This window comes from Bradyrhizobium sp. Ce-3 (assembly GCF_022835695.1).
Classification (GTDB): Bacteria; Pseudomonadota; Alphaproteobacteria; order Rhizobiales; family Xanthobacteraceae; genus Bradyrhizobium.
In genome coordinates this window covers 161,437-183,028 of sequence record NZ_BQUV01000010.1, presented here as the reverse complement: position 1 = coordinate 183,028, position 21,592 = coordinate 161,437, and the positions used below count along the sequence as shown (strand labels likewise).

Annotated in this window: 19 protein-coding genes; 17 read left to right on the top strand and 2 right to left on the bottom strand. The window is 65.2% G+C overall.

Translation table 11 applies throughout. The annotated features are described in order from the left end of the window. Positions 1-106 precede the first annotated feature (106 nt). Positions 107-2,857 (top strand): decarboxylase, encoded by a 2,751-nt coding sequence (locus BRSPCE3_RS30280; RefSeq protein ID WP_244069997.1) that lies wholly within the window; start codon positions 107-109, stop codon positions 2,855-2,857. Between the two features lie 91 nt (positions 2,858-2,948). Further along, on the top strand, positions 2,949-3,383 hold the full coding sequence (locus tag BRSPCE3_RS30275; RefSeq protein WP_244069996.1) for a hypothetical protein: 435 nt from the start codon (positions 2,949-2,951) through the stop codon (positions 3,381-3,383). Positions 3,384-3,421: 38 nt separating this feature from the next. Here BRSPCE3_RS30275 and ppk2 read toward each other — a convergent pair whose 3' ends face one another. Both ppk2 and BRSPCE3_RS30265 read right to left on the bottom strand, forming a co-directional pair. Then, the gene (ppk2, locus tag BRSPCE3_RS30270) at positions 3,422-4,222 is read right to left on the bottom strand and encodes a polyphosphate kinase 2 (protein WP_244069995.1); all 801 of its coding nucleotides are present in this window, start codon (positions 4,220-4,222) and stop codon (positions 3,422-3,424) included. A gap of 24 nt (positions 4,223-4,246) precedes the next feature. Continuing rightward, positions 4,247-4,699 (bottom strand): hypothetical protein, encoded by a 453-nt coding sequence (locus tag BRSPCE3_RS30265; protein ID WP_244069994.1) that lies wholly within the window; start codon positions 4,697-4,699, stop codon positions 4,247-4,249. A gap of 154 nt (positions 4,700-4,853) precedes the next feature. Between BRSPCE3_RS30265 and BRSPCE3_RS30260 the strand changes: the two genes are divergently transcribed. The 15 genes from BRSPCE3_RS30260 (at position 4,854) to BRSPCE3_RS30190 (ending at position 21,592) form a co-directional block, all read left to right on the top strand. After that, positions 4,854-5,291: a hypothetical protein gene (locus tag BRSPCE3_RS30260; RefSeq protein ID WP_244069993.1), complete on the top strand. Its 438-nt coding sequence runs from the start codon at positions 4,854-4,856 to the stop codon at positions 5,289-5,291. Beyond that, complete coding sequence (locus BRSPCE3_RS30255) at positions 5,284-6,516, top strand: HlyD family secretion protein (protein ID WP_244069992.1); 1,233 nt, start codon at positions 5,284-5,286, stop codon at positions 6,514-6,516. Before BRSPCE3_RS30260 ends, BRSPCE3_RS30255 begins: the two co-directional genes overlap by 8 nt. Positions 6,517-6,540: 24 nt before the next feature. Next, the gene (locus BRSPCE3_RS30250) at positions 6,541-6,954 is read left to right on the top strand and encodes a hypothetical protein (protein WP_244069991.1); all 414 of its coding nucleotides are present in this window, start codon (positions 6,541-6,543) and stop codon (positions 6,952-6,954) included. 153 nt (positions 6,955-7,107) lie between these two features. After that, on the top strand, positions 7,108-8,373 hold the full coding sequence (locus BRSPCE3_RS30245) for a TAXI family TRAP transporter solute-binding subunit (RefSeq protein WP_244069990.1): 1,266 nt from the start codon (positions 7,108-7,110) through the stop codon (positions 8,371-8,373). Between the two features lie 87 nt (positions 8,374-8,460). Beyond that, the gene (locus BRSPCE3_RS30240; RefSeq protein WP_244069989.1) at positions 8,461-10,134 is read left to right on the top strand and encodes a DUF3300 domain-containing protein; all 1,674 of its coding nucleotides are present in this window, start codon (positions 8,461-8,463) and stop codon (positions 10,132-10,134) included. Then, on the top strand, positions 10,131-11,066 hold the full coding sequence (locus BRSPCE3_RS30235; protein ID WP_244069988.1) for a DUF2950 domain-containing protein: 936 nt from the start codon (positions 10,131-10,133) through the stop codon (positions 11,064-11,066). The genes BRSPCE3_RS30240 and BRSPCE3_RS30235 overlap by 4 nt, the downstream gene beginning before the upstream one ends. Positions 11,067-11,095: 29 nt before the next feature. Further along, positions 11,096-11,518 carry a hypothetical protein gene (locus BRSPCE3_RS30230; RefSeq protein WP_244069987.1) on the top strand — a complete coding sequence of 141 codons (423 nt, stop codon included), beginning with the start codon at positions 11,096-11,098 and terminating at the stop codon, positions 11,516-11,518. 169 nt (positions 11,519-11,687) lie between these two features. Then, positions 11,688-12,446 (top strand): IclR family transcriptional regulator, encoded by a 759-nt coding sequence (locus BRSPCE3_RS30225; RefSeq protein ID WP_244069986.1) that lies wholly within the window; start codon positions 11,688-11,690, stop codon positions 12,444-12,446. Between the two features lie 137 nt (positions 12,447-12,583). After that, complete coding sequence (locus BRSPCE3_RS30220; RefSeq protein WP_244069985.1) at positions 12,584-13,645, top strand: acyl-CoA dehydrogenase; 1,062 nt, start codon at positions 12,584-12,586, stop codon at positions 13,643-13,645. Beyond that, complete coding sequence (locus tag BRSPCE3_RS30215; protein WP_244069984.1) at positions 13,642-14,805, top strand: acyl-CoA dehydrogenase family protein; 1,164 nt, start codon at positions 13,642-13,644, stop codon at positions 14,803-14,805. Before BRSPCE3_RS30220 ends, BRSPCE3_RS30215 begins: the two co-directional genes overlap by 4 nt. Positions 14,806-14,846: 41 nt before the next feature. After that, positions 14,847-16,280: a CoA-binding protein gene (locus tag BRSPCE3_RS30210; RefSeq protein WP_244070141.1), complete on the top strand. Its 1,434-nt coding sequence runs from the start codon at positions 14,847-14,849 to the stop codon at positions 16,278-16,280. Continuing rightward, complete coding sequence (locus tag BRSPCE3_RS30205) at positions 16,277-17,386, top strand: acyl-CoA dehydrogenase family protein (protein WP_244069983.1); 1,110 nt, start codon at positions 16,277-16,279, stop codon at positions 17,384-17,386. Before BRSPCE3_RS30210 ends, BRSPCE3_RS30205 begins: the two co-directional genes overlap by 4 nt. A gap of 11 nt (positions 17,387-17,397) precedes the next feature. Further along, a complete protein-coding gene (locus BRSPCE3_RS30200) occupies positions 17,398-18,576 on the top strand; it encodes an acyl-CoA dehydrogenase family protein (protein WP_244069982.1) in 1,179 nt (392 codons plus the stop codon). Positions 18,577-18,717: 141 nt separating this feature from the next. Next, positions 18,718-19,983: a 3-hydroxyacyl-CoA dehydrogenase gene (locus BRSPCE3_RS30195; RefSeq protein ID WP_244069981.1), complete on the top strand. Its 1,266-nt coding sequence runs from the start codon at positions 18,718-18,720 to the stop codon at positions 19,981-19,983. Between the two features lie 178 nt (positions 19,984-20,161). Further along, positions 20,162-21,592, top strand: coding sequence for an MFS transporter (locus tag BRSPCE3_RS30190; RefSeq protein WP_244069980.1), 1,431 nt, complete (start codon positions 20,162-20,164; stop codon positions 21,590-21,592).

The following is a 21,592-nucleotide window of genomic DNA, read 5'->3' as shown; positions in this document are numbered from 1 at the left end:
CGACATTGCAGCCCTGTTGCACCGCAAGGCTTGACTTGGATCAAACCGGGCGGTGGGCACCGTTCCTACGATCGAAGCGAACCAGCGCCAAAATCGGGAGATATTCATGGCCAACGACGCGAAGCCGGCACAGCAGCGCATCGACCAGTTCTTCTCCGGACCCGGCGGGCGCGCCGACAATTGGCGCGATCTGGTCGAGGCGGCAAAGGCCTGGAGCAAGGGCGGCGGCCGCGCGGCGTATGACGCGGCGTTGTCGGCGCTTGCGGTCACGGAGGAGTTTCACGGCTACCCGGGCCTCCGTCTGATGACGGCGCTGAAGGAAGCCGCGGCGGCGGGCGACGCCGCCACCTCGCATATGCTTGCGACGCGGATCGCGCAGGCGCTGCAGACAAAATCCTTCCGCCAGCAGGCCAACGACTGGAGCACGCAGGACGACGGCAATGGCGAGGTTCCCGATCTGCTCCCGCCGACGCTCGGCCAATCGGCCGCGCGCCGTCCTTATTTCGAGACCCTGATCGTGACCGGGGTGCCGGCCAGCAACTGGCCGGGACTGCTGGCGGAATGGCGCAGGTTGCGGCGTCCGGTCGACGCCTTCATCTATGAGCCCGTGGTGGTTGGCAGTCTCGAGGACGCCTTCTGCGCGGCAATGCTCAATCCCAACATTGCGGCGGTGGTGATCAATGAAGGCTTTGCGCTGCGCTCGCGCCACGATGCGCCGGTGCTTCGTGCCATGACCGGCGCCATGGGGCTCAACGAAGAGTCCGATGCGTCCGCGCTACGGCTGGCCCATATCCTGAAGCGGATCCGTCCCGAGCTTGATCTCTATTTGATGTCCAATCGCGACGTGGAGGAACTGGCCGGCAATCCCGAGGCCGACGTGGTGCGCCGGGTGTTCTACTCGGTCGAGGATATCCTCGAATTGCACCTTTCAATTCTCGAAGGCGTGCAGGATCGCTTCGACACGCCGTTCTTCGACAATCTGAAGAAATATGCGCAGCGGCCTATCGGCACCTTCCACGCGCTGCCGATCGCGCGGGGCAAGTCCGTGTTCAAGTCGGACTGGATCCGCGACATGGGCGAGTTCTACGGGCTCAACCTGTTCCTGGCCGAGAGCAGTGCCACCACCGGCGGCCTCGACAGCATGCTGGAGCCGACCGGCAACATCAAGAAGGCGCAGGAAAAGGCCGCGCGCGCGCTCGGCGCCGACCGCGTCTACTTCGTCACCAACGGCACCTCGACGTCGAACAAGATGGCGGTGCAGGCGTTGCTCGGCCCCGGCGACATCGCGATCGTCGATCGCAACTGCCACAAGTCGCACCACTACGGCATGGTGCTGGCGGGCGCGCAGCCGCTCTACGTCGAGGCATTCCCGATGACGGAATACTCGATGTATGGCGCGGTGCCGCTGAAGACGATCAAGCAGGCGCTGCTGAACGCGAAGGCCGACGGCCGGCTCGATCGGGTCAAGATGATCGACCTGACCAATTGCACCTTCGACGGTCACATCTACAACACACGGCGGGTGATGGAGGAATGCCTCGCGATCAAGCCCGACCTGATCTTCCTCTGGGACGAGGCCTGGTTCGGCTTCGCGCGGTTCTCGCCGTTCCTGCGGCGGCGAACCGCGATGGGCGCGGCGAACGAGATCGAAGCCTGGATGCGCGATCCGAAGTCGGTTGCGGCCTACGAGAAGCAGCAGGCCGAGCTCGGCAAGAACCCCTCTGACGAGGTGCTGCTCAAGACCAGGCTGATTCCCGATCCGCGCCAGATCCGGTTGCGCGTCTACCAGACCAACTCGACGCACAAATCGATGTCGGCGATCCGGCAGGGCTCGATGCTGGCGGTCAAGGACATCGAATTCCACACCGTCGAGGCGCAATTCAAGGAGGCCGTGTTCACGCACGCATCGACCAGCCCGAACCAGCAGCTGATCGCCAGCCTCGACGTCTCGCGCCGGCAGATGGAGCTCGAGGGCTACGGACTGGTGGCCAATGCCATGGAGATCGCATTCGCGATCCGCAATGCGGTCAACACCAATCCGCTGATCTCCCGATATTTCCGCGTCCTCGGCGCGGATGCCATGGTGCCGAAGCAATATCGCCAGAGCGGGTTCACCGACTATCTGGCTGAAGGCACCAATTGGGCGAGTGCCCTGAAAAGCCTGAACGATGACGAGTTCTGCCTCGATCCGACCCGCATGACGCTGGTCTGCGGCACCGCGGGCTACGACGGAACGCAGTTCAAGGGCCTGCTCGCCAACCGCTACAACATCCAGGTCAACAAGACCTCGCGCAATTCGGTGTTGATCCAGTCCAACATCAACAACACGCGCAGCGACGTCGCGCATCTGGTGCGCGTGCTGGCCGAGATATCAGGTGAAATCGATCGCAGCCTGGCCAAGGGCGGCGCGAACGCCAGGGTCGATTTCGACATGCGGGTCAACAGCCTGATGAAGGACGTGCCCGACCTGCCGAACTTCTCGCATTTCCACGAGGCGTTTCGCGGCGATGCCGGGACCAGGACGAACGAAGGTGACATCCGCAGCGGGTTCTATTCGGCCTATGACGCCGCTGGATGCGAATATATCCGCCTGCACGATCCCGAGATCGACCGACGCCTGAAGAGCGGGCCCGCTCTCGTCTCCGCGAGCTTCGTGATCCCCTATCCGCCGGGCTTCCCGATCATGGTCCCCGGCCAGGTCATCACGCAGGAGACCATCGATTTCATGCGCAAGCTCGATGTCAAGGAGATCCATGGCTACGACGCGGCCGAAGGTCTGAAGCTCGTGACCACCGATGCGCTGGCCAGGATGGGCAAGCCGCGGGCGGCCGCGCCGAAGCTGAAGGCTGCATCATAAGGGGAAGAAAATCCCGCAAGGGCCTTCGCCTTCTTGCGGCGATGATCCCTGCGCAACCACTCGTATCGCAACCGGTTCCTGGAGGGACATGATGAGGAAAGTGGGTTTGATCGGAGCTCTCGCTGCACTGGTGACGGGATTGGCCGCGTTCAGCACGCCGTCGCTGGCTGAAACCGGCTCGGTCGCCGTCATCTTCACCAAGGGCGGATTCATCGTTGGTGTCGGAGGTGGCGAGGGCGTTTTGACGCTGCGCGGCAAGCACTATCCATTCACGGTGTCGGGCATGAGCGTCGGCTTCACGATCGGCGCCTCGACCACCAAACTTGTCGGACGCGCCATCAATCTCAGGGGGCCCGCCTCGATCGAGGGCTCCTACAGCGCCGCAGGCGCCGGTGGGGCGATCGCCGCGGGCGCCGGCGGCGTGCAATTGCAGAATGCCAATGGCGTGATCCTGCAGCTCAGCGGCCCGAAGGTCGGGGCCGAAGTCTCGGCAGCGGTGGGGGGCGTCTCGATCCGCTTGAAATAGGTTGAAGGACCAGGCCGCGCCCGGCGCGGCCTGGCCTTTCAATAACGTTCCTCGACGAACTTCATCCCGCGCAGTCCGGCCTGATCGTTGTAGCGACCCTTGTTGGAGCGCCGCGGCAGCTTGACCTTGTCGCGCTTGACCCGTCCGTGGGGAATTGTCTTCAGCAGGAACGAGATGCAGTTCAGCCGCGCCCGCCGCTTGTCATCGGAACGGATGATGTGCCAGGGCGCATGCTTCGAGCTCGTCGCCTTGAGCATCAGGTCGCGCGCGCGGGAGTAGTCGAACCAGCGCCGGTAGGATTCCGTATCCATCGGGCTCAGCTTCCATTGCCGCAGCGGATCGTCGATCCGGGCCCTGAAGCGCCGTTCCTGCTCGTCCATCCCGACCTCGAGCCACAGCTTGATCAGGATGATGCCGCCTTCGATGATGTATTGCTCCATTTGCGGACACAATGAGAGAAACCGCTTGTGCTCCGCCGCCGTGCAGAATCCCATCACATATTCGACGCCTGCCCGATTGTACCAGCTGCGATCGAAGATGACGATTTCGCCGGCGGCCGGAAACTGCTGCATGTAGCGCTGGATGAAGAGCTGGGACTTCTCGCGGTCCGATGGCGCGGGCAGGGCGACGACGCGAAACACGCGCGGACTGACCTTCTCGGTCAGGGCCTTGATGGTCCCGCCCTTGCCGGCCGCATCGCGCCCCTCGAACAGGATGATGACCCTGAGCCTGTTCTCTTTCACCCACTCCTGGAGATGGCAGAGCTCGATCTGCAGCTTGTGCAGCTCTTCCTCATAACGCTTGCGCTTCATCTTTCCGTTGGAATTGTCCTTCGCCATGGATCCCCGTCCGTTGTTGAGCTGTCAGCCCCAGGCAATGACGATGCCGATGTCGCCAGGCATGCCGCCTGGGTAATCGACGACCTGGTAGCGGATGCGATAGCCGCGCGGCTGCAGGTAGTCCGCCCAGAGCTGGTATATTTCCTTGGGTATGCCGGTCAGCGTTTTCTCCCAGCCCGTTTCCATCTGATTGATGGCCCGCCCCTTGTCGGTGCACAGCGTGTTGGGGAAGCGATAGACCTGCACTTCAGTCAGGCCGTTGCGCACCGCGCGCTGAATCACCGTCGATGCCAGTTTGACCTTCTCGTCCTCGCTGAGCCCGGAGGGCTTGCTCAACCGCTCGATCAAGGCCTGCTTCTCGGCTTCGATCGCGGCGGCGCGCTTGGCATGCTCCTCGGCCTTTTCCGCTTCCTTGAGCGCTGCCTGGCTCTGGATCTCGTTCGCGTTCGGGATCAGGTCATCGATCTTGTCTCGCATGGCTGGGGACTCCTGGGCCGAGCTTCGACGTTCCCTCGAACGGTAGGAGCGAGCCGACCGGCTTCCTTGATCCAGATCAAGCAAGCCGCATGGCGGAAAGGCACGGTGCGAGGCACTGCCGCGAAGCGCGAGGCGCCCGCAAGGGAGATGAAATTTGAGCGAACAGTTGCATCCGGCGGCCCCCCATCATCTGCCGTTCTTCATTCCCGGCGCCGACGGCTCGGACACCCTGATGGTGGTGATGGGTATTTTCCTCGTCGCTACGGTCTTGTGGGTTGGCACCCTTTACTGGAAGCTGCACAGCCTGCCGGAGCGCATGGCGCACAAGTCGCAGAAGCTTCAGTTCGAGATCGTCGCCGTCCTCGGCCTGATCTCGCTTTTCACCCACATGCATATCTTCTGGGTCGCCGGTCTGCTGCTGGCACTCATCGACCTGCCCGATTTCGGCACGCCGATGCGCAGCATTGCCGATTCCGTCGAGCGCATTGCCGACGCCACGCCGGGCGCGCCTGCGGCCGAACCGGAAGCCGTGGCTGACGGCAGTACCGACGTCCGGACGCCCGCGAAGCAGGAGGTGCACGACCATGCTTGAGCTCATGATCTGCTCGCTGGTGACGATCCTGCCGGATTATCTCTACCGCCGCTATCGGCAAGGCAAGCGGTTCGGCAAGGAGATCACGTTCTTCTCGGTCTGGTACGAGCTGAGGTGGGGCATCACCGGCTGCCTGATGCTGACGATCTCGCTGATCACGATGATCTTCTACTTTCATCCCTCGACGAGCTCTGCGGCGATCTACTTCAGGACCGTGCCGATCCTGCCTGAGGGCTCCGGCCGCGTCGTCGAGGTCAATGTCGACTTCACCGCGCCGGTGAGGAAGGGCGACGTGCTGTTCCGGCTCGATAGTTCGAAGCAGGAGGCCGCGCTCGAGACCGCCAAGCGAAAGGTCGCCGAGGTGGATGCGTCGCTGATCTCGGCGCAGGCCGATGTCGTCAAGGCGGACGCTCAGATCGGGGAGGCGAAAGCCTCCTTGCAGCAAGCCAAGGACGAACTCGACGTGAAGAGCGAACTGCAGCGCCGCAATCCCGGCATCGTGCCGCAGCGTGACATCGAGAAGCTGCAGGTTCTGGTCGATCAGCGGCAGTCCGGCGTCGATGCGGCCAGCGCCGTCAAGGAATCGGCGACGTTGCGCGTCTCCACGCTCCTGCCGGCCGAGAAGGCGAGCGCCGAGGCCGCGCGGGCGCAGGCGCAGGTGGATCTCGACAAGACCTTCGTCCGTGCCGGCGTCGATGGCCGGGTCGAGCAATTCCTCGTTCGCCCCGGGGACCTCGTCGCCCAGATCATGCGGCCGGCCGGAATCCTGATACCGGACGAAGCCGGCCGCAACAGGTTGCAGGCGGGATTCGGGCAGATCGAGGCCCAGGTGATGAAGCCTGGTATGGTCGCGGAAGCCACCTGTATGTCGAAACCCTGGGTGATCATCCCGCTGGTCGTCACCAGCGTGCAGGATTTCATCGCCGCCGGCCAGTTTCGCGCCAGCGAGTTGTTGATCGACCCGCAGAACCTGCAAAAGCCGGGTTCGATCCTCGTGTTCCTCGAGCCGCTCTACAACGGCGGTCTTGACGGCGTGACACCGGGCAGCAGTTGCATCGTCAATGCCTACACCAGCAACCACGATGCGATCGCCGATCCGAAGACCGGCGTGTTGAAGGGCTTTGCCCTGCACGCCGTCGACGCGACCGCACTCGTTCATGCCTTGCTGCTGCGGATCCAGGCTCTGCTGCTGCCGATCCAGACACTGGTGCTCAGTGGTCACTGACGGGCGCGAACAGGGAGACAGCAGATGAAGCCGGACGGCAAGCTTCGCGCGATCGTGATGGCGAGCACACTTCTTGTGCTGCCGGGTGGCGCGCACGCATTCGATCTCGCCGGCGCCTGGGCGACGAGCGCGGACCAATGTGGCAAGGTGTTCGCCCGCAAGGGCAGGGCGAACCAGGTCACGTTCACGAATTTTTCGGGGATCTATGGCGGCGGGTTCATCGCCGAGTCCGATCGTCTCAGGGGCAAGTTCGAAAACTGCAAGATCAAGTCGCGCAAGGATGATGGCAAGGATCTCAATATCATCGTGAGCTGCGCGTCGGGGATTATGACGTCCAACGTGCAGTTCTTCCTCAAGGTCGTCGACGACGATACCATTACGCGGGATTTTCCGGGCGTCGAGGGGATGCAGGTCTCCTATCACCGCTGCAAATTCTAGCGGCATGCAGCCTTTGACCAATTTACGCGGCCCGATATATTGAGCGTTGTGACGCAGGATCCGGTCAACGCCGGATTGATCGAGTGACGCTCCGTGGATCCTAACAGCTTGCCAAGATCGTTGCGCATTGCCCTGGTGGCCGGGCTCGTGCTGATGCTCGGCGGCGCCGGTCTATTGGCCTATCGCTGGTATGCTCGGCCGACAACGCTCACCGTCGCGGTCGGTTCGCTCGATGGCGAGGCCAACAAGTTGATTTCGGCGATCGCCGGCAAGCTCACGGAGTCGAAAGCAGCGGTCCGGCTTCGTCTGGTCCAGACCACGGGGCCGCTCGAGTCCGCCGCTGCGTTCGCGTCCGGAAAGGTCGATCTTGCGGTGGTGCGCGGTGACGTCGGCGACCTGTCGCAGGCCCAGGCCGTGATCGTGCTCGCCCACGCGGTCGTATTGATCGTTGCACCGCCCGGGACTTCGATATCCGACGTGACGGAGCTGAAGCGCGTCACCGTCGGCGTGATCGGGTTCGACGCCAACCAGAAGCTGATCAAGGTGTTGTCGGACGAATACGATCTTGCCCGCGCGGGCGTCACGTTCAAGCCGCTGCTGCCCTCGGAGGCGCGCCGGGCGCTGGAGACCAAGGACGTCCGCGCCATCCTGCTCGTGATTCCTCTGACCGAGAAATACCTGTCCCTTGTGCGGGGCGCTCTGCCGCACACCGCGCGAACCGGCCCCGTGATGATCGCCATCGAGTCCGCGGGTGCGATTGCCGAAAAGGAGCGCGCCTACGAGAGCTTCGACGTGCCCAAGGGAACGTTGCGGGGCTCGCCGCCAATTCCCCCCGACGACCTGACGACGCTGCGGACCTCATTCTACCTGGTGGCACAGAAGAAACTTGGCAACGACCTGATTGGCGACCTGACCCAGTCGATCATGACCGCGCGCCATGATCTGCTGGCTGAGTTGCCGGGGTTGGCGCAGATCGTAACGCCCGACACCGATGCGGACGCCTACATCCCCGTGCATCCGGGCGCCGCCGCGTTCTACGAGGGCACCCGCGAGAGCTTCCTCGATCAATGGGGCAATGCGATCTTCCTGGCGCCGATGATCGCGGGCGGGCTCGCGTCGGTGCTGGCCGCGGCCTGGAAATTTCTCCGGCCGGCAGAGACCAAGAGCCGCCAGGAGGCACTCGACACGCTCTATGCTCTCGGGCCTCGAATCCGGACGGCCGAGCATGTGACGGAGCTGGAAGAGATCGAGCGCGAGATCGACCAGGTGCTGCGAACGCAGCGCATGCAACCGGTCGCGGACGACCAGGTCGAGCGCGCTGTCACGGCCGTGAACGTTGCGGCGCACCGGCTCGAAAATCTGATCCACGATCGCCGCGCCCACCTTGCGGCGCAGCCGCAAAACCAGGTCGGAAGCTGAGCGGACAGTCGCTTTCCTTGATCTCGATCAAAGGGCAGACGCGGCCGTGACCGATGCTGCCCGCCGTCGGTGTCGATGGAGGTCGCGATGTTCCGTTGGGACAAGATCCTGCTTGCGGTTGCGCTGGTGTCGGCGATTCCCGTCGCCGCGGTTGGGCAAACCGCCGACAAGCCGCCCGCGCAGAGCAGTCAGCCACCGGCAGCTGCGCCGACGGCCCAGCCGGCGGACAAGCTGTTGAAGCCCGAGCAGCTCGAAGCGCTGGTCGCGCCGATTGCGCTCTATCCCGACGAACTGCTGGCCAACGTGCTGGCGGCGTCGACATACCCGCTTGAAGTGGTGCAGGCCGATCGCTGGCTGAAGGAGCGCAAGAACCTGAAAGGCGATGCGTTGAAGACCGAGGTCGACAAACAGGCCTGGGACGACAGCGTGAAGGCGCTTGCGAGCACACCCGACGTCATTTCGATGATGAGCGAAAAGGTCGATTGGACCAAAAATCTCGGCGATGCGGTGCTCGCGCAGCAACCTGACGTGATGGATGCGATTCAGCGGTTGCGGTCGAAGGCCTATGACAACAAGAAGCTGGTGACGACCAAGCAGCAGAAGGTCAGCGTCCAAACACAAGAGAACAAGCAGGTGGTCGTGATCGAGTCGGCGGATCCGAACACGATGTACGTGCCTTATTATGAACCGGCCACAGTCTACGGGACCTGGCCTTACGCGGAGTACCCGCCCTACTACTTCGGCTATCCGTCCTATATCGGCGCAGGCGTCATCGCGACGGGCCTCGCATTCGGCGCCGGGTGGGCAATCGGCCGTTGGGGCAACTACTGGGGCGGCGGGTGCAACTGGGGCAACCGCAACGTCTACGTCAACCACTACAACCGGGTGAACAATATCGGCAACAGCTGGCAGCACAACCCGGCGCACCGGCAAGGCGTCCGCTACAGCAACACCAACGTCCAGCAGCGGTTCGGCGGCAATAATGTGAGGGCTGGTGCCTCGGACCGGATGGATTTTCGTGGCCGTGACGGACAGCAAGTGCTGCGTCCGGACCAGGGAGCGGGAGATCGGGCGGGAGACCGGGCGGCGGATCGTGCGGGTGACCGTGGCGGGGATCGTGCCGGCACGCGCGATCGGCCCGGAGGCGGTGATCGCGCAGGTGCTTCAGATCGCGCAAAGGGCGGCGGCGATCGCGCGGGAGCAAAGGGAGGCGGCGATCGTGCAAAGGCCGCCAACCGCGGCAGTGCCGGTAACCGCGCGGCAACAGCCAATCGCGGTGGCGGCGGCAATCGCGGCGGAGCCATGAACGTGTCGTCCGGACGGTCGGCCGCGGCGGCATCGGCGCGCGGGCGATCGAGCATGGCCAGCATGCCGCGCGGCGGCGGCGGAGCAAGCTTCGCCGGTCGTGGCGGCGGCGGAGGCGGAGGTGGCTTCCGTGGTGGCGGTGGAGGAGGCGGCGGTTTCCGCGGCGGGGGCGGTGGCGGCAGACGCTCGGACATTGCACTGAAGCACGACGTCGTGTTGCTCGGCTACCTCGCCAACGGCCTCGGCTACTATCGTTTCAGCTATCTCGGCAGCAACAAGGCCTATGTCGGCGTGATCGCGCAGGAAGTCGCGCGGGTGATGCCGCAAGCCGTGACCCAGGGCAGCGATGGTTATCTCAGGGTCTACTACGACAGGCTCGGCCTCAAGCTGCGCAGCTACAGCGACTGGCTTGCCGCCGGCGCGCAAATCCCGGCCCGATCGGAGGTCTCGCGATGACCAGCTTCTCGACGTTCCGATTGAGCCGGCTTGCATCCGTCGGCCTTGCGGCGGCAACGGCGGTGGCAATGTTGATCTCCTCAGCCGAGGCGCAACAGGCCTACCCAAATCCCGAAGACGCCGCGGCGGCGCTGGTTGCCGCGGTGAAGACCGGCGGGAAACGGGCGATGCTGAAGGTGCTGGGCCGTGATGCCGAAGACATCGTCGAGTCCGGCGACGAGGTCGCGGATGCCGAGACGCGCCAGCGCTTTCTCTCCGCATACGACGCGAAGCACGTCATCAAGGCCGAGGGCAACAAGAACGCCACGCTGATCCTCGGCGCGGACGACTTCCCGTTCCCGATCCCGCTGGTCAACAACGGGGGCGGCTGGGAGTTCGATGCGGCCGCGGGGCGACGCGAGATATTGTACCGGCGCATCGGCCGTAACGAGCTCGATGCGATTCAGACCTGTCTCGCCTATGTCGACGCCCAGAACGAATATGCCGACAAGGATCGTACCGGCGAAGGCGCGGGGGTCTACGCGCAGCGCATCGTCAGCAGTCCCGGCAAGAAGGATGGCCTGTTCTGGCGTGACGATCGCGACCAGAGCCCGCTCGGCGAACTGGCGGCACAAGCCACAGCGGAAGGCTACACGGTCGGCGGGCAGGGCGCGCCGTACCACGGATACTATTTTCGGATTCTGAAGGCGCAGGGCTCCGACGCCCCGGGCGGCGCGCTGAACTATGTCGTGAAGGGCAAGATGATCGGTGGATTCGCGCTGGTCGCCTATCCCGCCGAATACGCCAACTCCGGCGTTATGACGTTCCTGGTCAACCACGCCGGCACTGTTTATCAAAAGGATCTCGGTTCACGCACCGATTTCCTCGCCAAGCGCATGATCGTCTTCGATCCGGATCACACCTGGAAGAAAGTCGACCTTTCGAAACCTTGAGCGAGGAGAGGGCTTCGGCGATGCGATGCATGATCCGTTCCGTCATACTGGCGCTGGTAGCGATGATCCTGGCGGTCACGCCCTGCTCCGCGCAGGCGACCGGCCACGTCCAGGTCAAGTTCGTGAAAGCGGCTCTCGTTGTCGGTGGCGGCGGCGGGAGCGGCACGCTCATCTACCGTGGGCGACATTATCGGTTCATCGTGTCCGGCTTCAGCCTCGGAATAAGTGCGGGGGCGTCGGTGACCTGGCTGGAGGGCACTGCCACAGGCATCAAGGAGGTCAACGATTTCGCCGGCAGCTATACGCTGGTCGGAGGCGGCGGCGCATGGGCCGCCGGCGTAGGCGGCGTGAGCATGCGAAATGAACACGGTGTTCTGCTTACGCTCAAAGGGCCGAAAGCGGGGCTGGAATTTGCAGCAAATCTGGGCGGGCTAACGATTTCGCTGCGGTGACCAGGGACTTGCTGGCAAGACATTCCTGGGTTCGGAGCGTCCAACGCAATGAGGTTTGCAACAGGTCGCACGTGGCGCCGTGCCGAGGCGTCGCGGGAATGGCGTCGGCTTGTAAATACGTATATGGAGTGTCCTTCCACATACGCAGAACCAAGCCTGGAGAGTTCCGATGGCGGATGCCGCGATCAAGTCGGCTCGGCGCGTGTTCGAGATCATGGAGTTCTTCGATCGCGCGCGTCGTCCGCTCGGCCTCAAGGCGATCTGCGACGAACTCCGCTACCCCGTCTCGAGCGGCGCGGCGATGCTGAAGAGTCTCGTGACGCTGGGCTATCTGGAGTACGACCGCAAGACGCAGACCTACCTCCCGACCATGCGGATCGCCGTACTCGGGCGGTGGGTGTCGGAGCAGCTGTTCGGCGAAATCAGGATGCTGCCGCTGATGGAGGAGTTGCGCGACCGCACCCGCGAAACGGTGATCGTGGGGACCCAGAGCGACATCAGCGCGCAATATGTGCATGTCGTGCGCTCGAACCAGGCGCTGGCCTATTCGGCCGAGCCGGGATCGCTGCGCCCGCTGGCGCGCTGCGGCGTCGGTCTGACATTGCTCAGCAACAAGTCGGACGAGGAGATCGACACGCTGGTCTACCGCAGCAATCATGCGGAGCCGGTGCGGAGCCACCGCGTGACGCTGAAGGACGTGATGGCGAACATCGAGCGCATCCGCAAGCAAGGCTACTTCTTCTCCCGCGGCATCTACAGCGAAGGCATCGGCGTGATTGCGATGCCATTGCCGCAAGCGCCGTTCACCCGCAGTTTCGTTGTCGCACTCGGCGGGCCGGTGCATCGCCTCGAGCGGCATCTCGACCAGAACGTCGCGGCGCTGCGCGCGGCGATTCGCCGATTCTTGCCGAGAAATGTCACAGGCTGAACCGTTTCCATGGATATGGAAATGGACAACATATCCATGTAGCGGATTGCGGTCCGCGTCCTGCCCGATCTAGTTTGCCGGCGAAATGACGAGCCGGCCCGCAGATCGCCCGGCACAATCGGCACGGGAGGACAGACGTGGACTTTGCGCGAGGAGAAAGCGACGAGATCATCGCCGAGACGATCGGGCGCTTCGCGGCTGACGAGCTGCGTCCCCGTCTTCGCGAGTTCGAATCCGCGCGCATGGTCGGCGAAAGCGTGCGGGAGCGCTTTGCCGCGCTCGGCTTCGAGGCGCTGGATATCGCCGAGCAAGCCGGCGGTGCCGGCCTCGGTCTGCTCGCTCGTGTCAGGACCAACCGTCTCCTCGCCGAGGTCGACGCCGGCGCCGCGCTGGCGCTGGACCGGTTCGCGCCGGCGATCTACGTGGTCGAGGAATTCGGCGGTGTCGAGATCTTGAAGTCGCTCGCGCCGGACTTCGGGCGGTCGAAGGTTCGTTTCGCCCTGGTGATGGATCATGACGCCGGGGCTGTTGCCGGTGCCCGCGTCGCCGGCCAGGTGGCCTGGACGCCTGCGGCCCGGGCAGACGTGCTTGTCGGCCTTGGTCCGCAGGGCGCATGGGTGTTGCAGGAAGGCTTTGCATTCGAACCCGTCCGCGGCGCGGCCCTGCACGCCGCAGGCGCCAGCAGCGTTCGGTTCGACGGCACGCCGATCCTGACTTGGCATGATCCGCTACGCGCGGCGCGAGCCCTGGCCAGAATCAGGGTCTATTACGCGTCGCTGATCCTGGGTGTGCTCTCTGACGCGGCCGGGTTCTCGCGCGGCTACGCGCTCGACCGTGTCGCGTTCGGCAAGCCGATTGCCCATCATCAGGCGCTCGCATTCCTGATCGTCGACATGTTCGTCGCCGTCGAACGGCTGGGACTTCTGATCGAAGACGCGGCTCGCGCGATCGACGCGGGTGAAGGCCGCGCCATCGGCGCGGCGGCCGCGGCTTTCGTCGATGCCGTCGAGGCGAGCCGCTTCATCGGTCCGAATGGCGTTCAGATCCTCGGCGGCCACGGCTTCATGCGTGATTTCCCCGTCGAGAAGGCGATGCGCGACTGTCGCGCGCTCGGCCTGCTGGCGGGCGGATGCGATGCCGCGCGCGAGCAGGCCGGCGCGGCGCTTGCGGCCACGATCTCGGAGAGGAGCGTCGCGTGAACAATTTCAGCGCCGCGCTCAATGCGCATATCGAGCGGGCCCGGGAGTGGGGGCAGCGTGAGGTCCGGCCGGCCGGACTGGAGGCCGATCGCAACGCTGCACCGTTGCCGCCCGATCATCCCTATTTCGCCGGCTATATCGCGTTCCGGAAGACGCATCCCGCACCGGCCGAGGACGGCGCGGTGCCCGAAGGTCCCGCGGTTCGAATGGCCGCGATCAATGAGGAGAATGCCTATTGGGATCGCGGCATGGGTGTCGCCGCGCCTGGGCCGGGACTGCCGGCGCCGATCGTGACGGTCGCCGGCACGCCGGAGCAGCGCGAGCGCTTCCTGGGGCCGTTCCGCGGCACCGACATCCCGCGCTGGGGCAGCTTCGCGCTGACGGAGCCGGGCGGAGGCTCGGACACCGCAGCATTCCGCACCCGCGCGACGCGCACTGATCGCGGCTATCTTCTGAGCGGCGCCAAATGCTTCATCGGCAATGCCGCGCGCGCCGACTGGGTGCTGGTGCAGGCCAATCTCGATCCTGACAAGGGCCGTGCCGGTCAGCGGTCGTTCTTCGTCGAGCGCGGCAACCGCGGCATGACCGCGATCAAGATCGAGAGCAAGATGGGGCTCCGCGCCTATGAGTCGGTCTCGTTCATCCTCGAGGATTGCGAGGTCCCGCACGACAACATCCTGGGCGGTGAACGGCCCGAACCGACGTCGAAGTCGAGTGCCTACGGCGCGACGATGGGGACACTCAACACCACGCGGGTTGGCGTAGCAGCAAGCGCCGTCGGCCTGGCGCGCTCCGCCTACGACGAGGCGCTGAGTTTCGCCAAGCTATCTGGCGCGCTCGGGTCGACACGGGTGCGCGACCGGCTAGAGGGGATGTACCGGCAGCTGCGCGCCGCCTGGCTGATGACGCTGCGCGCCGCCTGGAAGGCCGACAACCGGATTCCCAACATCGTGGACGCTTCGATGGCCAAGGTGTTTGCCGCCGAGACCGCCCAGGATCTCGCCACCGCGGGCATGGAGATCGTCGGGCTCGAGGCCGGTGCCGGCCATCACCTCGTCGAGAAGCTGTTTCGCGATGCGAAGGCGCTGAACATCGTCGAGGGCACCGGGCAGATCCAGCGCATCATCATGGCGCGGCATCTCGTCGGACTGCCGCGCTGACGCGATCCAACACATTTTTCATGGATGGTCCCTTGAACAAAATGCTCCGACCTTTCGACGCGGCGTCGATCGCTGCCTTTCTTGCACCCCGCTCGATCGCGGTCATCGGCGCCGCTCCCGCCGAACAGCGCTCGATCCGTGGCATGTTGCTGCGGGTGCTGCGCCGCGCCGGCTTCACCGGACGGCTTGCACCGGTCAATCCGAGCTACCGCGAGGTCAACGGTTTGCCCTGCTATCCGACCATCGCCGCGGTCGAGTTCCCGATCGACCTCGCCATCATCGCCCTGCCGGCGCAGCTGGTCTGCGACGTTGTTGAGCAATGCGCCGCGGCCGGCGTTCGCTGGGCGATCGTCATTTCCTCGGGCTTTGCCGAAGAAAGCGCGGCGAAGGCCGAACGGCAGTTGCGGCTGTCGGACATTGCGCGCCGCACCGGGATCCGGATCTGCGGTCCGAACTGCGAGGGATTTTACAACGTCGGCGATCGCGTCGCGGCGACGTTCAGCGCGGCAGCGGAGCCTTCGCCTTCGCCGCCGGCGCAAACCGCCAATCGCGTGGCGATCGTGGCGCAGAGCGGGGGTCTCGGCTTCTCGCTGCTCAGTCGCGGGCGCGCCGCCGGCCTCGAGATCGGCCATGTCGTCACGACGGGCAATGAGTGCGATCTGACCGCGGTCGACTTCATCACCCATTTTGCCGGCGATCCCGGCTGCGCCGCCATCATCGCTTACCTCGAGGAGATTCGTGACTTCGAGCGGTTCGCGGCCGCGGCGGGTGAGGCACGGGCGGCGGGCCGGCCGGTGATTGCGATCAAGATCGGCCGGTCCGATGCCGGCCGTCGCGCGGCTGTCGCGCACACCGCGAGCGACACGGGGGTGGCCGCCGATTTCGACGCGATGTTCGCGGCCGCCGGCGTGATCGCGGTCGCCGATCCCGATGATGCGGTTGCGGCAGCACTTGGATGCCTGACCAATCCGGTGGCCGCCGGGCGTCGCGTCGGCATTGTCACGACGGCGGGAGGCGCCGGAACCGTGCTGAGCGAATGTCTCACGGAAGCCGGCTTCAGCGTTCCCCTGTTCGATCACAAGCTGCAGGCGCGGCTCCGACCGACGTTCCCTTCCTACGGCTCCGCCGCGAACCCGGTCGATGTCACCGCGCAGGGAATCTTCACGGGCGGCGTCCTTCAGTCGCTCGAGGTGCTACTTGACGGCGAGGAAGTCGATGCCGTCGTGCTCGCGCTGTCCCTGTCGAACGAACACAGCATCTCGCTCGACGTGGAGGCGCTCATCGCGCTGCGCGCGCGCCGATCGAAGCCGGTCCTGATCTACAGCTACACCTTGCTGTCGCCCTTCGCGCGTGAAGCGCTCTCGGCTGCGGGATTTGCGGTGTTCGAGCGGGCCCGGGACCTCGTCGTCGCGATGCGGGCGCTGAGCACAATTGGCTGCGACCATGCGCGCGACCGCGGGGCCGTCGCGCCATGATCAGCTTCGATGTCACCGACGAGCAGAGCCAGATCCGCGACATGCTCGTCGCGTTCGCGAACAACGAGCTGGCACCGCGGGCACGACAAGCCGACGAAGCGTGCACCGTGCCGGCCGATGTGCTCGACCAAGCGTGGTCCCTGGGGCTGGTCCAGCTCGCGATTCCGGAGGCCTATGGCGGCAGCGGTGCGCCGCGTTCGGCGTTGACCGGCGCATTGATGCTGGAAGCGATGGGCTCCGGATGCGCCGGGCTCGGCGGCACCGCCGTTGCGTCCTCGCTGTTCGTCAACCCGCTGATCGATCTCGGGTCGGAAGCGCAGAAGCTGCGTGAGCTGCCGAAATTCTGCGGAAGCACGCGCCGCGTGGCGACGCTGGCGCTGCACGAGAGTTCACTTGCGTTCGATCCGTCGCGAATCGTCACCCGGGCCGAACCGGATCGGGACGGTTGGCGGATCACCGGCGTCAAGCGGCTGGTGCCGCTCGGCGAGGAGGCCGAGGACATGCTCGTGCTGGCGCGGGCATCTGGCGCGCCCGATATCGCCGGGATCAAGGCCTTCATCGTCCCTCCGCGTGCCGAGGGCGTCACGATTGCCCGCGAGAGCGCCACCATCGGGCTGACGCCGATGCGGTTTGCCCGGGTCGAGCTGGCCGGCGTGTCGCTTCCGCATGACGCGATCCTCGGCGAGGGCCGTGGTGCGGATATCCGCCCGCTGCTCGCTAGCCTGCGCATCGGTGGCGCGGCGCTCGCGGTGGGGCTGGCGCGCGCGCTCACCGATTTCGCAATTCCCTACGCCAGGGAACGCGTCGCATTCGGCGAGCCGATCGCGAAGAAGCAGGCGATCGCCTTCATGCTCGCCGACATGCATATCGAGTGCGACGCCATGCGCTGGCTGGTCTGGAAGGCGGCTGCCGCGTTCGACCGGGGAGTCGATGTGTCGAAAATGGCGGTCCTTGCGCAGAACTACGTCAACCGCCGCGCGATCAGGATCGCCGACGACGGGCTGCAGATATTCGGAGGCCACGGCTATATCCGCGACCTTCCGCTCGAGATGTGGCTGCGCAACGCGCGGATGCTGACCATCCACAGCGCGCTCGCGGCGGCGTGAAGGAGCAGAGCATGGTGGATTTCACGCTGTCGGACAGCGATCGGGAGATTCTTTCGGGAGTAGCCGAAGAGGCAAAGGCCAGCGAGAAATATGCGCGCCACTACGACGCGCACGAGGACGAAATCCTGCCCAAGGCGTTTGCCGAGGCCGCGGCGTTCCCCTCGCTGCTCGAACGGATGCGGCGCCGGCCGGGCGACGACACGCCGTCCGTGATCATGCAGATGCTGATCAAGATCGAGCGTGAGGCGCACAACGGCGTGCCGTTGCGCCAGGCGCCGTCGGCGCTGGGCAATGCGGCGCTGGGTGCGGCCGGCACGCCCGCCCAGCAGAAGCGGTGGGGGCATCTGATGCTGGCGATGTCGATCACCGAGCCGGGCGCCGGGTCCGATACCAAGGCGATTCAGACCACCGCCGTGCTCGACGGCGACGAGTGGGTGCTGAATGGCGACAAGATCTTCGTCACCAATGGCGTGCGGTGCCACGGCACGATCGTCTGGGCGACCGTCAACAAGGCGGCCGGTCGCGGCGGCATCAAATCGTTCCTGGTGCTTAAGGGCACGCCCGGGTTCGAGCTGGTCCGCAAGGAGAAGAAGCTCGGAATTCGCAGCAGCGATACCGCGGCCTATGCGTTTCGCGATTGCCGTATCCCGCGTGATCATCTCATCGGCGGCGACGAGCGCGTGCCGCAAAGCGCGGACGAGGGCTCGGCGTCCTATAAGGGCGTGCTCAAGACGTTCAACATCACCCGTCCGACCGTCGCCGCGGGCGGCATCGGAAAGGCACTCGGCGCCTTCCGCTATGCGCGGGATCATCTGGCCAAAGAAGGGATCGCGGTTGACTGGGACAAGGGGCCGCACGACCGGACCGCCACCGAGCAGACGCTGCTGGAGCTCGAGGCCGATATCGAGGCCGCAACGCTGACGGTGCTGCGCGCCGCCTGGCTCGCGGCACGCGGCGAACCCAACAACCTCGAGGCGTCGGTCGCCAAGGCGAAGGGCGGCGAGCTCTGCCGCAGCGGTCCGCAGCGCGCGATGGAGCTGCTGGGGGCAATGAGCCTCAGCCACGATCATCCGGTCGAGCAATTCCTGCGCGATGGCCGCATCACCGACATCTATGAGGGCACCGGCCAGATCCAGCGGCTCGTCATCGCGCGCGCCATCCTCGGATATTCGTCGGCCGAGCTCAGTTGAACGCAGTACACGGGCGAAAGCCCGGCGACATTTGATGCACGAGGGACGACGCCGCAAGGCCCGCTACGGCGTGGTGACGATGTGCTGCGCAGGCGGCATCGGCGCCGCCGGCCTGTTCGAGATTTTTCATGGGGGGATTGCATGAGCAAGCATGAGGCCGATCTGTCGGAGGTGCAGCGGCACATCATCGCCGCCGAGCGCGATGCGGCGCGGATCGACGGCGTGCGTGCCGATACGCCGCGGATTCCGATCGAGCGCGTCGGCATCCTCGGCGCCGGGACGATGGGGGGCGGCATCGCCATGAACTTCCTGTCGATCGGGCTTCCCGTGACGATCGTCGAGCGTGACCAGGCCGCGCTGGAGTGCGGCATCGCCACGATCCGCCGAAACTACGCGCGCGCCGCGAGCCGCGGCCGCCTCGCCGCGGAAGACGTCGAGCGCGCGCTGGCGCTGCTGACGCCGAGCCTCGCCATCGACGCGCTTGGCGACAGCGACCTCATCATCGAGGCCGTGTTCGAGAACATGACGGTCAAGCAGGATGTATTTCGCAAGCTCGATGCGATCGCCAGGCCGGGCGCCATCCTGGCGTCGAACACCAGCCGGCTCGACATCGACGCCATCGCCGCCGAGACGCGCCGGCCCGAGGCGGTGATCGGCCTGCACTTCTTCTCGCCGGCGAACGTCATGCGGCTGCTGGAGATCGTGCGTGGCGCGAAGACCGGACCGTCGCAGCTTGCGACCGCGATGGACCTCGCCGGCCGGATCGGCAAGATCGCGGTGGTTTCCGGCGTCTGCCCGGGGTTCATCGGCAACCGCATGCTTGGCCGGCGCCAGGCACAGGCGCAAAAGCTGATCCTCGAGGGAGCAAGGCCCTGGGACGTCGACCGTGTGCTGACCGAATTCGGGTTTCCGATGGGGCCGTTCCAGATGAGCGATCTGGCGGGCCTCGATCTCGGCTGGCGCCGCGAGACCTCGAAGGGCGAAAGCATTCGCGATCTGTTGTGCGAGCGTGACCGCCGCGGACAGAAGACGTCGAAGGGCTACTACGACTACGATGCCGAGCGTGTGGCGACGCCGTCGCCGGAAGTCGAGGCGCTCATTGCCGAGTTTGCCAGGGCGCGCGGCTATCGTTCGCGCCAGGTCACGGACGATGAAATGCTGGAGCGGCTGCTCTATCCGATGATCGACGAGGGCATGAAGATTCTCGACGAGGGTATCGCGCAGCGCGCCTCCGACATCGACGTGGTCTGGCTCAACGGCTACGGCTGGCCTGCGCGTACCGGAGGACCGATGTTCTGGGCGGAGGGCGTCGGGCTCGGCCGCATCGCCGCGCGTCTTCGATTCCATGCCGACAAGCTCGGCGCGGATGGCGCGCTGTCGCCGCGGCTCGCACGCAGCGCGCCTTGAGCCGGCATGAGCGGCCATTTCCATATCCATGGAAGTGCGTGTGCGTCCCGCGCAGATGAGGCGGATCGCGATTTGCGGCGATAGGATCGAGGCAAAGGCCGGCATGGTGCCCGATCGCAGCATGGCTCGCCGCAATAAACGCGCGCAGACGTAGCAGTCGCCACGGGGAAACGCTCGGATGTCCGAAGAAGCTATCGCCGCATCGCGACCGGCCACGACCGCGAGCTCCGACTCTCATGCCCTGACGCTCAGCGCGTGGTCCTGGGTCGGCTACGAGGCGACGCGGATCCCGTATCTGGTGCTGCTCAAGATCTACATCTTCGCGCCCTATGTCAGCAAAGTCATGATCGGCGATGCGGTGCTCGGGCAGACGCTGTTTGCGCGATACGGCTTTGCCGCCGGTTTGGTCGGAGCCGTGACAGTGCCGTTTCTCGGCGCCTCGCTCGACCGGATGGGGCCGCGAAAGCCGTGGATCACGGCCAGCATCCTGATCTCGCTGCCGCTCCTGGTCAGCCTGTGGTGGGCCAAGCCGGATCACAGCGGACTGTCGGTGCACACCGTGCTGGTGATCGTGATGGCGCTCAATCTGCTGTTCGTCTATTCCGAGATCATGCACAACGCGATGCTCGGACCGGCGGTCGGGATGTCGCGGGTCGGCCGCTACTCGGGCGTCAGCCTCGGTATCGCAAATCTCGTGTCGGTCGCCATCATGACGTTCCTGTTGTGGGGATTTGCGCTTCCCGGGCAGTTGCATTGGTTCGGGATCCCCGATCAGCCGTTGTTTGGCGTCTCGCAGGCAAGCTACGAGATGGAGCGGTTGATCGGGCCGCTGATCGCGGCGCTCGCCTGCGCCGGCCTGTTGATGCTGCTGCGCTTCACCTTCGACGCGCCGGCATCGGGCGAGACCTTTCTGAGGGCGGTCCGCCTCGGCTCAAGGGACGTGTTCGTCCTGATCGCCGGCCTGCGAAAGCAGCCAAATCTGCTGAAGTTCCTGATCGCGCGAACCTTCTATGCCGACGGCTTTCACACCCTCATCATCTTCGAGGGTATCTATGCCTCGGGCGTGATGGGTTGGCACGGCTTCAAACTGCTGAGTTTCGCCGTGGTCAAGATCGCATTCGCCGCTCTCGGCGGCTTGCTGGCGGCAGGGCTGAACGCGCGACTTGGCACGCGCCGCGCCATCATCCTACAGATATCGATCACGGTCGTGCTGCTGGCCATGGTTCTCGGCACGACACCGGACAGGATGATCTTCTTCTGGCCCCATGATCCGGCCACGCCGCCGCTGTGGCATGGTCCGGTGTTTCGAACCCTGCCCGAGGTGGCCTTCATGCTGCTGTCGGGATCGATGACGGCATTCGCGGTGGCTTCGATCGCGTCGGGGCGCGCCATGATCATCCAGATCGTGCCGCCGATGCGCGTCGGCTCCTATTTCGGGCTGTTCGGCCTGACCGCCAGTACCACGGTCTGGATCGCTCCGATGCTGGTCGGCATCCTGACGGCGCGGTTTCACTCCCAGGCGGTCGGTCTTGTCCCGATCGCCGTGCTGTTGACCCTCGGCGCAATCGGCATGACCTTCGTCAGGGGTGGCGACCGGCTTGAGGAGTGA

Coding starts and splice junctions, on each gene's coding strand:
- BRSPCE3_RS30265 (WP_244069994.1), bottom strand. CDS start 4,699: ATGCGAGACAAGATCGATGACCTGATCCCGAACGCGAACGAGATCCAG.
- BRSPCE3_RS30195 (WP_244069981.1), top strand. CDS start 18,718: ATGAGCAAGCATGAGGCCGATCTGTCGGAGGTGCAGCGGCACATCATC.
- BRSPCE3_RS30230 (WP_244069987.1), top strand. CDS start 11,096: ATGATCCGTTCCGTCATACTGGCGCTGGTAGCGATGATCCTGGCGGTC.
- BRSPCE3_RS30205 (WP_244069983.1), top strand. CDS start 16,277: ATGATCAGCTTCGATGTCACCGACGAGCAGAGCCAGATCCGCGACATG.
- ppk2 (WP_244069995.1), bottom strand. CDS start 4,222: ATGGCGAAGGACAATTCCAACGGAAAGATGAAGCGCAAGCGTTATGAG.
- BRSPCE3_RS30275 (WP_244069996.1), top strand. CDS start 2,949: ATGAGGAAAGTGGGTTTGATCGGAGCTCTCGCTGCACTGGTGACGGGA.
- BRSPCE3_RS30200 (WP_244069982.1), top strand. CDS start 17,398: ATGGTGGATTTCACGCTGTCGGACAGCGATCGGGAGATTCTTTCGGGA.
- BRSPCE3_RS30240 (WP_244069989.1), top strand. CDS start 8,461: ATGTTCCGTTGGGACAAGATCCTGCTTGCGGTTGCGCTGGTGTCGGCG.
- BRSPCE3_RS30190 (WP_244069980.1), top strand. CDS start 20,162: ATGTCCGAAGAAGCTATCGCCGCATCGCGACCGGCCACGACCGCGAGC.
- BRSPCE3_RS30250 (WP_244069991.1), top strand. CDS start 6,541: ATGAAGCCGGACGGCAAGCTTCGCGCGATCGTGATGGCGAGCACACTT.
- BRSPCE3_RS30280 (WP_244069997.1), top strand. CDS start 107: ATGGCCAACGACGCGAAGCCGGCACAGCAGCGCATCGACCAGTTCTTC.
- BRSPCE3_RS30255 (WP_244069992.1), top strand. CDS start 5,284: ATGCTTGAGCTCATGATCTGCTCGCTGGTGACGATCCTGCCGGATTAT.
- BRSPCE3_RS30225 (WP_244069986.1), top strand. CDS start 11,688: ATGGCGGATGCCGCGATCAAGTCGGCTCGGCGCGTGTTCGAGATCATG.
- BRSPCE3_RS30210 (WP_244070141.1), top strand. CDS start 14,847: ATGCTCCGACCTTTCGACGCGGCGTCGATCGCTGCCTTTCTTGCACCC.
- BRSPCE3_RS30235 (WP_244069988.1), top strand. CDS start 10,131: ATGACCAGCTTCTCGACGTTCCGATTGAGCCGGCTTGCATCCGTCGGC.
- BRSPCE3_RS30245 (WP_244069990.1), top strand. CDS start 7,108: ATGCTCGGCGGCGCCGGTCTATTGGCCTATCGCTGGTATGCTCGGCCG.